Here is a 12,015-nt window from a genome sequence, read left to right on the forward strand (position 1 = left end):
ATGACTGGGCGGCGGACCACCCTCCGGGAGCAGCGACGGGCCGAGACGCAGCGCCTGATCCAGGCACACGCGGTGCGACTGTTCGCCGCGCGCGGGTATGACGACACGACCGTGAACGACGTCGCCGAAGCCGCCGGCGTTTCCGCGATGACGGTGTACCGGCACTTCCCCACCAAGGAGGACCTCGTCCTGGCCGACCGCAACGGCCCGCTGGTCGCCGAGCGGATCGCCGCAGCGCCGGCCGGGCAGCCCCTCGTCCGCCGCATCGGCAGCGCGCTGGTGAAGTCGGCCCGGTCGCTGACCGAGGGCGACGACGGCTTCCTCCTCGCCCGCCTGCGCCTGATGATCGCGACGCCGGCTCTGCGCGCCCGGCACCTGGACAACCACTACGTGCTGCAACAGGCCATCGTGGACGGGCTCGGCGACGAGGCCGCCGACCCGGACTCGGCGTTCCGCGCCGCGGCCGCGGCGAGCGCCTGCCTGGCCGTCATGCACACCGCGCTGGTGCGGTGGGCGGAGGACGACGGCCGCGCCGACCTCCCCGACCTGATCGCGACCGCACTGGCCGCCGCCTTCACCATCCCCGACCCCGCCCGGCCCGACCTCCGGTGACCAAGGAGGTCGCGTCACCAGGACGGTCCGGGACCGACGCGAACTCCTTGATCACCGGAGGTCGGGCAGGCAGCGGGGTCGGTCGATCCCGGGGCGGGGCCAAGGAGGGCCGGTCGGGTCGAGCCGGTGCGCGCCGCCGACGGTCCCGCGACCGGCGGCGCGCACCGGGTCCGGACCCGCGGGCGGCGCGGGTGGTCGGCGAGCCGGCCGCGACGGAGAACCCGGGCCGGACCACACCTCACGGAGGTGGCCGGCCCCCGGGACGTCACCTGGGAAGCAGAATAGGACTCGATTTCCCGACGGAAAGACCATCGATCCGGGTCGAGCCGAAGGGGCGAGGACCGGTGGACCGGGGACGGAGGAGTTCGTCCGATCGTCCGTCTAGCGACCGGACCATTTACGGCGTAAGCGCCTACTCGCGAGTAATTTTCCGGTGAAAATACTCTGTGGCCGTGGAATCTTCGCTTTACGGCCTTAGTGCAATGGCTCGACCCGGGTCGCGGGGAGCCTGCTCAGACATCGTACGGCGGGCGCGGAATGGGGTCCACCATCGCGTCGAAGCCCCGGGGCAGCTGCGCGACGAGGTCCTGGAACTCGCCCACCGTGACCGTCTCCCGCAGCGTCGCGAGCACCGCGCGCGTGCCCACCTCGGCGACCGCCGGGTCCACCGCCGACCGCTCGGCGACCCGGTACAGGAACTCCACCGCCGCGCCGGTCGCGCCGGCCCCCTCGGGCGCCGCGAGATAGCCGCCCACGTCGTCCGGCAACTGCGCGGCCAGGTCACCGGCCTCGTCGGCGGTGATCCGCTCGCCGAGGGTCTGCAGCACCGCCCGGGAGATCGTCGCGGCCTGGTCCGTGGACAACTCGGCCCGACGCGCCACCGCTTCGACGAACAGGGGAAACCGCACGCCACCCTCCCCCCTCGCGCCGCCGCCACGACCCGGTGCCGCCCCGCCGGCCCCGCCGACTACCCGGCACCCACCCCACCAAACAGCCCCGCCCCGCCCCGCGATCTTGCACTGTGTGCCCCGACAAAAGGGACCGATACCGCGTCTCGCGGGCACCAAGCGCAAGATCGCCGAAGCGGGGGCGGGGGCGGCGGTCAGCCGCCGATGGGGGCGCCGCGCCACTGCCAGGCGTGGCGGCGGGGGCGGGCGGGCAGGTCCAGGCGGCCCGCGCACCAGCGCAGCGCGGCCCACGGGTCGGTGTCGGCCAGGCCGGGCGCCACGTCGGGGAAGAGCCGCGCGACCACCCGCGCGCAGACCGGGCGCGGCGGGTCGACCGCGACGCCGAGTCCGGCCGCCACGTCCTCGCCGTGCAGGAGCACCTCGGCCACGCCCATCGCGGCGAAACCGGCCGGATCGGCCTGCCCGCTGGGGTGGAACGCGCGCACGCCGGCCGGTGTCCCGCGCACGGCGAACGCGAGCAGCCCGGCCGCGCAGGTGACGCACTCGACCAGCTCGTCCGGCCCGGCGTCGGCCTCCACCACGGCGGCGAGGCGCACGAAGCGGTCGACCGGGCGGGAGACCACCTGGGCCGCGTACGACAGCAACGTGTCGGCCAGGTGCTCGACGGTCTGCCGGCAGGTCCACTCCAGCCCGCCGGCCGGGCGGGACCAGTCGGCGCCGGTCACCGACCCGAGCGTCGCCGCCACGGCACCCGCCGCACGGTCGAGGTCGTCGGCCGTGACCGTCATCGCGCCCTCCCCGGGTCCGTTCACCGCCCCATCCTGCCCGAGCCGTGCCCACACCGCCGCCCCGCCGGAACCCGGTCGTGCCGCCCCGCGCCGGTGGGTAGCATCCGCGCCATGGCTCCCGTCACCCACCCCGGCGCCTGCCCCCTGGACTGTCCCGACACCTGCGTCTGGCAGCTCACGGTGTCCGACGGCCGGGCGGTCGCGCTGCGCGGCGACCGCGAGCACCCGTTCACCCGGGGCGCGCTCTGCGGCAAGGTCAACCGCTACCTCGACGCGGTCAACGGCCCGGACCGGCTCACCACCCCGTGGGTCCGCACCGGACCGAAGGGGGTCGGGCGGGTGGCGTACCGGCCGGCGAGCTGGGACGAGGCGCTCCAGCGGGTGGCCGCCGGCCTGCGGGCGAGCATCGAACGTCACGGCCCGGAGTCGGTGCTGCCCTACTACTTCGCCGGCACGATGGGTCTGGTGCAGGGCTGGAGCATGGGGCCGCGGCTGTTCGCGTACCTGGGCGCGTCCCGGTTGGACACCACCATCTGCACGGCCGCGGCGCGGGCGGCGCTGCGCTCGCTGCACGGCGGTTCGGTGGGTTTCGAGCCGGAGACGATCGTCGAGGCGAAGCTGATCCTGCTCTGGGGCGCGAACCCGCTCGCCACCAACCTGCACCAGTGGCCGTTCGTGCAGCAGGCGCGCGAGCGCGGCGCGTACGTGGTGACGATCGACCCGCTGCGGACCGACACGGCGGCGCGCAGCGACGAGCACGTGGCGCCGCTGCCGGGCACCGACGCGGCGCTCGCGCTCGGGCTGATGCGGCACGTCCGGGACGTCGGTGCGGCCGACGAGGCGTGGCTGGCCGCGCACACCGTCGGCTGGCCCGAGCTGTCCGCCCGGCTCGACGAGTGGCCGGTGGACCGCGCCGCCGCCGAGTGCGGCCTACCGGTCGAGGTGGTACGCCGCCTGGGCGACCGCGTCGCCACCACCCGCCCCACCGCCGTCCGCGTCGGGCTCGGCCTGCAACGGCACCACGGCGCCGGGCAGGCGATCCGGGCGATCTGCGCGCTGCCGCTGGTCACCGGCGACTTCCGCCACCCCGGCGGCGGGTCCCTGGTGACCACCAGCGGGCACCACCCGATCGACGACGAGCGGGTGATCCGGCCCGCCGGCATGCCGGCGCCACCGGCCCGGTCGCTGAACATGAGCCGGCTGGCGGCCCTGCTGACCGGGGAGGCCGACCCGCCGGTGACCTCGCTGGTGGTGTTCGACGCCAACCCGGCCGCCACCGCGCCGGACCAGACCCGGCTGCTCGCCGGCCTGCGCCGCGCCGACCTGTTCACCGTGGTGCTGGAGCAGCGGTGGACCGACACCTGCGACCACGCCGACGTGGTGCTGCCGGCCACCATGCAGCCGGAGCACCTGGACCTGCACACCTCCTACGGGCACCACTACACGACGCTGAACCTGCCGGCCACCCGACCGCCCGGGGAGGCGCTGCCGAACACCGAGATCTTCCGGCGGATCGCCGCGGCGCTGGGCATCGACCACCCGGCGTTCCGGGACAGCGACGAGGACCTGGCCCGGCAGCTGCTGGCCGACACCCCGATCGGGTTCGAGGAGTTGCGCGAGCGCACGTACGCCCGGCTCACCGGTGTGCCGGTCGGTTCCGCGCCGTTCGCCGACGGCGGTTTCCCCACCCCGGACGGGCGGGCCCGGCTGCACGATCCCGCGCTGGCCCGGCTCGGCGTGGACCCGCTGCCGGGCTACACGCCGCCGGCCGAGGCCGCCGACGCCGGCCTGGCCCGCCGGTTCCCGCTGGTGCTGCTCGCCCCGGCGGGCCGGTACCTGATGAACTCGACGTTCGCCTCACTGCCCTGGCACGCGCGCCGCACCGGGCCGCCGAAGGTGCACCTGCACCCGAGCGACGCGGCGGCGCGCGGGCTGGCCGACGGCGACGCGGTGCGGGTGCGCAACGACCGGGGCGCGTTCCTCGCCGCGGTCGCCGTGGACGAGGCGACCCGGCCGGGGGTGGCGTTCACCTACAAGGCGTACTGGGCGCGGCTGAGCCCGGGCCGGGCCACGGTCAACGCGGTCACCGCGGTCCGCGACACCGACCTGGGCGGGGCCCCGACGTTCCACGACTGCCGGGTCGAGGTGGAGCCGGTGCCGGCCGAGCTGCTGACCACCGAGCCGCCCGCCGACCAGGCCACCGAGCCGCCCGCCGACGCAGCCGTCGATCGGGCCGCCGAGCCGGCGTCGGCCGGCTGAGCCGGGACTTCCGGCCCGGTCGTCGGGGTCCGTGCGCCCCTGCTCCCCCGTCCCGCGCGCCCGTAGCGTCGGCGGTGGACACAGGGAGGTCGCCATGCGTACGTGGCAGGTGCAGGACGTGATGACCACCGACGTGGCGTCGGTACGGGAGGGCACGGCGTACCGGGAGATCGTCGACGTGCTGACCGGCCGGCACGTGACGGCGGTCCCGGTGGTGGACGGCGCCCGCCGGGTGCTCGGGGTGGTCTCCGAGGCGGACCTGATGTACAAGGTGGAGCTGCTGGGGCAGCCGCGCGAGCGGCGCATCCTGCCCGACCGGCACCGCCGCGAGGCGCGGGCGAAGGCGGACGCCACGCTCGCGGCGGACCTGATGACCGCTCCCCCGGTCACCGTGGCGCCGGACGCCACGCTGGTCGAGGCGGCCCGGGTGATGGACGCCCGCGACGTGAAGCGGCTGCCGGTGGTCGACGACCTGGGCCGGCTGGTCGGCATCGTGACCCGCGGCGACCTGCTCAAGGTGCACCTGCGCCCGGACGCGGACATCCGGCGCGACGTGGTCGAGGAGGTGCTGCGGCGCACGCTCGGCGTCCGCGACGGCGTGGTGGACGTGAGCGTGCACGGCGGCGTGGTGACGCTCACCGGCCAGCTGGAGCGCTGGTCCACGGTGCACCTGGCGCTGCGACTGGCCCGGCAGGTCAGCGGCGTGGTCGAGGTGGTCGACGCGCTCGGCTTCGCGATCGACGACGCGCCGATGTCGGCGCTGCGGCTCGGTGGCGGCACCCCGGCCGGCATCGCCTGAGCCCGGCCCGGCCTGCCCGTCGACACCCCGGCCGGCATCGCCCCGGCCCGGCCCGACCGGCGGTGGCACGCGGCCGGGGTGCCGCCGCGAAACGGCCGCTCAACCGTCGGCCAGGGCGTCCAGCACCAGCGCGGCGGTCCAGCTGAACGCCGGCGAGCCGAGACCGGCGCCGGTGTCCGGGTGGAAGTACTCGTGACAGCCGGCGGTGTCGACCAGGTCGAGCAGGGACTCCCGCAGCCCGGCGGCCAGGTCGGCGCGGCGGTGCGTCCGCAGCGCCTGCCAGAGCAGCCAGCCGGTGTTCACCCAGCTCGGACCGCGCCAGTAGCGCAGCGGCTCGAAGTCGGGCGCGGTGCGGTCGTAGGTGGGCAGCGGCCGGTCCATCCGGGCGGCCAGCCCGAACCGGGGCGAGCACGCCTCGGCGAGCACCGCGCGTACCTGCGGTTCCGGCAGGTCGGGCAGGGCCAGCGGCATCAGCCCGAGCACGGTACGGGCCGCCACGAGCCGGTCGGTGCGCACGTCGCGCGGGCGGAACGTGCCGGTGAGCGGGTCCCAGAGCCGGGTGACCAGGGCCTCGGTGATGCGGGCGGCCCGGTCCCGGTGCGGCCCGGGGTCGGCGCCGACCACCGCGGCGATCCGGGCCAGCGCGTACTCGGAGACGCCGAGCGCGGCGTTGACCAGCGGGCACTCCACCAGGAACGGGTGTCGGCCGAGCAGTCCCTCGTCGCGGTAGCGGCCGGCCCGGTAGGAGTCGACGAGCGCGACGTAGCGCGCGTAGTCCAGGTCCGTGGGGCGTTGCGTCGCGGCGGCGTGGGCGGTGTCGTGCCGGCGGTACGCGCGCATCACCGCCTCGTCGGCGGGCACCGCGGCCAGCGGGGCGTCCCAGGCGGGACTGTTGTCCAGGCCGGACTCCCACGGGTGCACGATGGCGGCCAACCCGCCGCCGCCGACGTCGCGCCGGCCGGTCAGGTAGCGCTGCTGGGCGACCAGCCGGGGATAGAGCCGGCGCAGCGCGGCCACCGACGCCTCGGACGGGGCGCGGCGGTGCACCAGCCAGGCGGCCGGGGCGTGCACCGGTGGCTGGACGATGCCGGAGGTGGCCGCCGCCGGGGCGCCGTCGGCGCGGGCCGACTCCCAGAACTCCGGCCCGGGGAAGTACGCGCCGACGCGCAGCGCCGGGTTGAACACGATGTGCGGCACCCGCCCGTCGACCCACTGGGCGGCGAACAGCGTCCGCAGCTCCCGCCAGGCCCGGTCCGGGCGTACGTGGGCCAGCCCGATCGCGATGAACGCCGAGTCCCAGCTCCACTGGTGCGGGTAGAGCGTGCGCGAGGGCACCGTGTGGTCGTGTTCCCAGTTGGCGTCGAGGGTGGCCAGCGCGAGGCGGCGCAGCCGGGCGTCGCGTTCCGCGCCGGCGCGTACCCCGGCCGCGAGGCTGCCGGTCACGCGGCGGCCCGCCGGGGACGGGCCGGACGCAGCACGGTCGCGGCCTGGCGCAGCGCGGCGACCGGCTCCCCGCGCAGCCGACACTCCAGCGTCAGCCAGCCGGGATAGCCGAGGTCGTCGAGCGTGGCCAGCAGCGCGTCCCAGTCCAGGTGCCCGGCGCCGGGCTGGTGCCGGTTGGAGTCGCTGACCTGCACGTGCCCCAGGTAGGGCGCGGTGGCGCGCAGCGCCGCGAGGGGATCGTCCTCCTCGATGTTCATGTGGTAGGTGTCGGCCACCACCCGCACGCCGGGCGACCCGACCGCGCGGCACAGCTCCACCGCCTGGTCGAGGCGGTTGACCATGTGGTCCTCGTACCGGTTGAGCGGTTCGAGGAACAGGGTGACCCCCTCGGCCCGGGCGTGCTCGGCCAGCTCGCCCAGGGCGTCGACGAGGACCTGCCGGTCGCGCTCGGGCGACCGGGGCGGCTCGAACGGGGGCAGCCGGCGGGAGAACATGCCCCAGGCGGCCGGGGTCATCGCGCCGACGCCGCCCAGCTCGGCGATGACGGAGAGCTGGGAGCGCAGGTTGCGCACCGCGTCCCGGGAGCGCTCCGGGTCGAAGTCGCCGATGAAGTGGTCCATCTCGACGCAGACGGTCGGGGTGACGACGCCGGCGGCGTGGGCCCGGCGCAGTTCCGGCAGCCGTCGGGCCAGGGCGAGGTCGCCCCGCCCGCGCAGTTCGATGCCCTGGTAGCCGAGGGACACGGCGAGGGCGTACTTCTCGGTCAGGTCGGCGCCGGGGAGCAGCTGCTCCTGGCAGGCCAGGGGAATGTCCATTCAGAACCTCAGCACCACTTGGAGGACGTCACCGTCACCGCGGTCGAGCAACGCCAGGGCGTCGGCCACCGCGCCCGCGTCGACGACGTGGCTCACCAGCGGCAGCGGGTCGACGCTGCCCTCCGCCACCAGGTCCATGAACGTGTGCGCGATCCGGGTTCCGGACCACCGGCCGGCCGTGCCGGGTGCCGGGTCCGGCCCGGAGACCTGGGCGGCCACCAGCTGGATCCGGTTGTGGTGGAACTCCTCGCCGAGTTCCAGCCCGTGGGCGTACCCCTGGTAGAAGCCGGCGGCGACGACGCGGCCGGCGTGCGCGGTGGCCCGGATCGCCTCGTGCAGCGCCGGGTAGGAGCCGGACAGTTCCAGGCAGACGTCGGCGCCCCGGCCGTCGGTCTCCGCGCGCAGCGCGGCGGCGGCCGAGTCGGCGCCGGCGTCGACGACCCGGCGGGCGCCGAGCCGGGTGGCGTGGGCGAGCCGTCCGGGCACCCGGTCGACGGCGACCACCCGCGCGCCGGACAGCACGGCGAGCCGGGTGCCGAGCAGCCCGATCACGCCCTGCCCGAAGACGCCGACCCAGTCGCCGAGGTGCAGGTCGCCGGCGAGCACGGCGGTCAGCGCGATGGCGCCGGGGCGGGCGAAGACGGCGGTGAGCGGGTCGAGGCCGGGGGCGAGCGGGTGCGCCGCGGCGGCGGGGAGCACCGCTTCGGCGCGGTGTCCCCAGATGCCCCAGACGAGTTGGCCGACCCGGCGGTCGGCGACGTCGGGGGCGACCTCGACGATCTCGCCGACCTCCTCGTACCCGAAGCCCACGACCGGGTACGCGGGCGTGGCCTGTCGGGGCACGAACATCCGGGCGGCGGCGTCCCAGTCCTTGCGGAGGCGGGGATTGCTGCCCCGGTAGAGGGTCAGCTCGGTGCCGGCCGAGATGCCGGAGTAGCAGGTGCGGACGCGGACCTGGCCCGGGCCGAGCCGGTCCGGGGGGCAGGGCTCCAGGCGTACGCGCCGGGGCCCGGCCAGAGAGACAACCCAGTTGCCCATGGCGTCGCTCCGAGGGAAGTGCCGGCCTCGATTCTAACCGAAAAAATGGGCATATGTGATTAGATCGATGAATCGGTGGGTATTGATGCCGCGCCGTGCTCTTTCGAGAGGAGTGCCACCGATGTCATCACCCTCAACACGGCTGCTCGCTTCGAGCCTGATCCTGGCACTGGCCGGGACCGGCGCGACCGCCTGCAGCGACGACGGGCAGAAATCCGACAGTTCCCAGATCACCGTGTGGAGCCTGGAGGACGTGGCGGACCGGGTCAACGCCACCAAGGCGATCATCGCCGACTACACCGCCAAGACCGGCGTCAAGGTCAACCTGGTCACCGTCAACGAGGACCAGTTCCCGTCCCTGATCGCGTCCAGCGCCGCCGCCGGCGACCTGCCCGACGTGGTCGGCTCGGTCTCGCTCGCCGGCGTACGGACCCTCGCCGGCAACGAGCTGCTGGAGCCCGACGCCAACGGCGCCGTCGTCGACGCCCTCGGCCGGGACACCTTCTCCCCCCGCGCGCTGGAACTGACCAGCGACGACGGCCGACAGCTCGCCGTGCCCAGCGACGGATGGGGTCAGCTGCTGGTCTACCGCAAGGACCTGTTCGACGCCGCCGGCCTGCCGGCCCCCGACACGTACGAGAAGATCGCCGCCGCGGCGGCGAAGCTGAACACCGGCGGGGTCGCCGGCATCACCGCGGCCACCGCCCCCGGCGACGTGTTCACCCAGCAGACCTTCGAGCACCTCGCGCTGGCCAACAACTGCCAGCTCACCGACGACGCCGGGAAGGTCACGCTGGACTCGCCGGAGTGTGTGGAGGCGTTCCGCTTCTACGGCGACCTGATGCGGAACAACTCGGTCAAGGGCGCCCAAGACGTCGACACCACCCGGGCCACCTACTTCGCCGGCAAGGCGGCCATGCTGATCTGGTCGCCGTTCATCCTCGACGAGCTGGCCGGGCTGCGCAACGACGCCCGGCCCACCTGCCCGCAGTGCCAGTCCGACCCGGCCTGGCTGGCGAAGAACAGCGGTTTCGTCACCGCCATCAAGGGCCCGAACGGCACCGAACCGGCCCAGTACGGCGAGGTCAGCTCCTGGGCGGTGCTCGACGGCGCAGCCGACCCGGCCAAGTCCTTCGTGGAGTACATGCTCTCCGACGGCTACCCGCGCTGGTTCGGCATGTCCCCCGAGGGGCGCTTCCCGGTGCGGACCGGCACCAAGGAGGACAAGCAGAAGTTCCGCACCGCCTGGAACACCAGCCCGGCCGGTGTGGACACCAAGAAGCCGCTCTCCGAGGTCTACGGCGACGACGTGCTCACCACCCTGCGGGAGAGCCCGGACACCTTCCAGCGCTGGGGCCTGACCCAGGGCCAGGGCAAGCTGGTCGGCGCCATCCTCGGTGAGCTGCCGGTGCCCAAGGCGCTCGCCGACGTGGTCGGCGGCAAGTCCGACGCCCGGGGCGCGGCGGAGCGGGCCAAGAAGGACGTGGACGCCATCGCCAAGGGTGTCAATTGACCACCACCGTGCCGGAGGCCGGCCGCTCCCCCACCCCGGAGCGGCCCCGCCGACCCGGCCGCCGGCCACTGACCCTGCGCCGCCGCGAGTCCCGCGCCGGGCTCGCGCTGGTCGCGCCCACGCTGCTCGTCGTGCTCGCGGTGATCGGCATACCCATCGTCTGGACCGTGGTGCTGGCCTTCCAGCGGGTACGCCTGGCGACGCTGCGCAAGACCGGCCTCTTCGGCGAGCTGACCCTGGACAACATCGACCGGGTGCTGCACACCCCCGGCTTCGCCGACACGCTCTGGACCACCGTGCTCTACAGCGTCGGCGGCACCGTCGGGTCGATCGTGGTCGGCCTGGCGGCGGCGCTCGCCGTCCGCGGGCCGTTCCGCGGCCGCACGCTGGTGCGCGCGTCGATGCTGCTGCCGTACGTGGCGCCGGTGGTCGCCATGACATTCGTCTGGCAGGTGATGCTCGACCCGCAGCTCGGCATCGTCAACGACTGGGGCCGGCGGTTCCTCGGCTGGGACTCCCCGGTGCCGTTCCTGTCCCAGGAGTCCACCGCGCTGTGGACGGTGATCGCGTTCGAGGCGTGGCGCTACTTCCCGTTCGCGTTCCTGTTCCTGCTGGCCCGGCTCCAGGCCGTGCCGGGCGAACTGGAGGAGGCCGCCCGGGTGGACGGGGCGACACCGACCCAGCGGTTCCGGCACATCCTGCTGCCGCAACTGATGCCGGTGATCGCGCTGATCGGCGTGCTGCGCTTCATCATGACGTTCAACAAGTTCGACGACGTCTACCTGCTCACCGGCGGCTCCGCCGGCACCGAGGTGGTCAGCGTCCGGGTCTACCAGTTCCTCACCGCCCGCACCGACATCGGCGCGGCCGCCGCCCAGGCGGTCGTGCTGGCCGTGGTGCTGCTCGTGTTCGTGGCCATCTACCTGCGCTTCTTCGGCGCGCGACGGGAGGCGTGATGGACCGCGACCGGATCGAGACGGTCAGCCTGCGCTGGCTGCGCCGGCTGGTGATCGCCGGCTTCCTGGTGGTCACCCTGCTGCCGTTCTGGTACATGCTGGTGCTCTCGGTGCGCCCGATCGAACGCCTGCTGCTCGACCCCGGCTCGCTCTGGGTGCCGTTCGGCGAGCTGACCGTCGCCACGTACGCCGAGGTGCTGCGGTCCGTCGAGAACGGTGGCCAGGGTTTCCTCACCTTCATCCGCAACAGCGGCCTGGTGGCGCTGGCCGCCACCGTGCTCACTCTGCTGGTCGCCATCCCCGGCGCGTACGCGGTGTCCCGGTTGCGGTTCTTCGGCCGGCGGCAGGTCAGCGCGCTGTTCCTGGCGGTCTACCTGTTCCCGTCGATCGTCATCGCGATCCCGCTGTTCGTGGTCTTCACCCGGGCCGGGCTGCGCGGGTCGCTGTTCGGGCTGGTGCTGGTCTACATCTCGCAGACGCTGCCGGTGTCGGTCTACATGCTCAAGAACTACTTCGAGACCATCCCGGTCAGTCTGGAGGAGTCGGCGGCGATCGACGGGGCCGGTCGGCTCGGCATCATCCGCCGGGTCAGCCTGCCCCTGGCCGCCCCGTCGGTGATGGCGGTCGCCCTGTACGACTTCATGATCGCCTGGAACGAGTTCCTGTTCGCGCTGCTGTTCCTGGTCGACCGGCCGGACCGGTGGACCGTCTCGCTCGGGCTGTCCCTGCTCGCCGACGGCGTGGAGGTGCCCAAGACCGTGCTGATGGCCGGCTCGGTCATCCTCACCCTGCCGATCGTGGTGCTGTTCTTCGCCGGCGAGCGGCTGCTCACCGAGGGACTCACCAGCGGGGCGGAGAAGGGCTGACCCCGGCATGCCAGGATG

General features: G+C 74.4%; 11 protein-coding genes. 6 read left to right on the top strand and 5 right to left on the bottom strand.

The genetic code is table 11. The annotated features are described in order from the left end of the window. Positions 1-612 carry a TetR/AcrR family transcriptional regulator gene (locus tag GA0070622_RS20600; RefSeq protein ID WP_091576349.1) on the top strand — a complete coding sequence of 204 codons (612 nt, stop codon included), beginning with the start codon at positions 1-3 and terminating at the stop codon, positions 610-612. Between the two features lie 512 nt (positions 613-1,124). Here GA0070622_RS20600 and GA0070622_RS20605 read toward each other — a convergent pair. Next, positions 1,125-1,520 (bottom strand): DUF2267 domain-containing protein, encoded by a 396-nt coding sequence (locus GA0070622_RS20605; RefSeq protein WP_091576352.1) that lies wholly within the window; start codon positions 1,518-1,520, stop codon positions 1,125-1,127. A gap of 194 nt (positions 1,521-1,714) precedes the next feature. Further along, positions 1,715-2,332, bottom strand: coding sequence for a maleylpyruvate isomerase N-terminal domain-containing protein (locus GA0070622_RS20610; protein WP_218060603.1), 618 nt, complete (start codon positions 2,330-2,332; stop codon positions 1,715-1,717). Between the two features lie 87 nt (positions 2,333-2,419). On the opposite strand from GA0070622_RS20610, the gene GA0070622_RS20615 reads away from it, so the two are divergent. Both GA0070622_RS20615 and GA0070622_RS20620 read left to right on the top strand, forming a co-directional pair. Beyond that, positions 2,420-4,567: a molybdopterin-containing oxidoreductase family protein gene (locus tag GA0070622_RS20615; protein WP_245666458.1), complete on the top strand. Its 2,148-nt coding sequence runs from the start codon at positions 2,420-2,422 to the stop codon at positions 4,565-4,567. A gap of 94 nt (positions 4,568-4,661) precedes the next feature. Further along, positions 4,662-5,366: a CBS domain-containing protein gene (locus GA0070622_RS20620; protein ID WP_091576354.1), complete on the top strand. Its 705-nt coding sequence runs from the start codon at positions 4,662-4,664 to the stop codon at positions 5,364-5,366. Between the two features lie 99 nt (positions 5,367-5,465). Here the strand turns inward: GA0070622_RS20620 and GA0070622_RS20625 are convergent, their stop codons facing one another. From GA0070622_RS20625 to GA0070622_RS20635, 3 genes are read right to left on the bottom strand one after another with little or no spacing between them, the layout of a single operon-like run. Beyond that, positions 5,466-6,809, bottom strand: a complete 1,344-nt coding sequence (locus GA0070622_RS20625; protein WP_091576357.1) for an MGH1-like glycoside hydrolase domain-containing protein — start codon at positions 6,807-6,809, stop codon at positions 5,466-5,468. Further along, positions 6,806-7,624, bottom strand: coding sequence for a sugar phosphate isomerase/epimerase family protein (locus tag GA0070622_RS20630; RefSeq protein WP_091576359.1), 819 nt, complete (start codon positions 7,622-7,624; stop codon positions 6,806-6,808). The genes GA0070622_RS20625 and GA0070622_RS20630 overlap by 4 nt, the downstream gene beginning before the upstream one ends. Beyond that, positions 7,625-8,662, bottom strand: a complete 1,038-nt coding sequence (locus tag GA0070622_RS20635) for a zinc-binding dehydrogenase (RefSeq protein ID WP_091576362.1) — start codon at positions 8,660-8,662, stop codon at positions 7,625-7,627. 121 nt (positions 8,663-8,783) lie between these two features. Between GA0070622_RS20635 and GA0070622_RS20640 the strand changes: the two genes are divergently transcribed. From GA0070622_RS20640 to GA0070622_RS20650, 3 genes are read left to right on the top strand one after another with little or no spacing between them, the layout of a single operon-like run. Then, positions 8,784-10,175, top strand: a complete 1,392-nt coding sequence (locus GA0070622_RS20640) for an ABC transporter substrate-binding protein (protein ID WP_091576365.1) — start codon at positions 8,784-8,786, stop codon at positions 10,173-10,175. Continuing rightward, positions 10,172-11,131: a carbohydrate ABC transporter permease gene (locus GA0070622_RS20645; RefSeq protein WP_091576367.1), complete on the top strand. Its 960-nt coding sequence runs from the start codon at positions 10,172-10,174 to the stop codon at positions 11,129-11,131. The genes GA0070622_RS20640 and GA0070622_RS20645 overlap by 4 nt, the downstream gene beginning before the upstream one ends. After that, positions 11,131-11,997, top strand: a complete 867-nt coding sequence (locus GA0070622_RS20650) for a carbohydrate ABC transporter permease (RefSeq protein WP_091576370.1) — start codon at positions 11,131-11,133, stop codon at positions 11,995-11,997. The genes GA0070622_RS20645 and GA0070622_RS20650 overlap by 1 nt, the downstream gene beginning before the upstream one ends. Positions 11,998-12,015: the final 18 nt, after the last annotated feature.

The organism is Micromonospora sediminicola, from assembly GCF_900089585.1.
GTDB lineage: Bacteria > Actinomycetota > Actinomycetes > Mycobacteriales > Micromonosporaceae > Micromonospora > Micromonospora sediminicola.

Coding starts and splice junctions, on each gene's coding strand:
- GA0070622_RS20600 (WP_091576349.1), top strand. CDS start 1: ATGACTGGGCGGCGGACCACCCTCCGGGAGCAGCGACGGGCCGAGACG.
- GA0070622_RS20615 (WP_245666458.1), top strand. CDS start 2,420: ATGGCTCCCGTCACCCACCCCGGCGCCTGCCCCCTGGACTGTCCCGAC.
- GA0070622_RS20620 (WP_091576354.1), top strand. CDS start 4,662: ATGCGTACGTGGCAGGTGCAGGACGTGATGACCACCGACGTGGCGTCG.
- GA0070622_RS20630 (WP_091576359.1), bottom strand. CDS start 7,624: ATGGACATTCCCCTGGCCTGCCAGGAGCAGCTGCTCCCCGGCGCCGAC.
- GA0070622_RS20635 (WP_091576362.1), bottom strand. CDS start 8,662: ATGGGCAACTGGGTTGTCTCTCTGGCCGGGCCCCGGCGCGTACGCCTG.
- GA0070622_RS20640 (WP_091576365.1), top strand. CDS start 8,784: ATGTCATCACCCTCAACACGGCTGCTCGCTTCGAGCCTGATCCTGGCA.
- GA0070622_RS20650 (WP_091576370.1), top strand. CDS start 11,131: ATGGACCGCGACCGGATCGAGACGGTCAGCCTGCGCTGGCTGCGCCGG.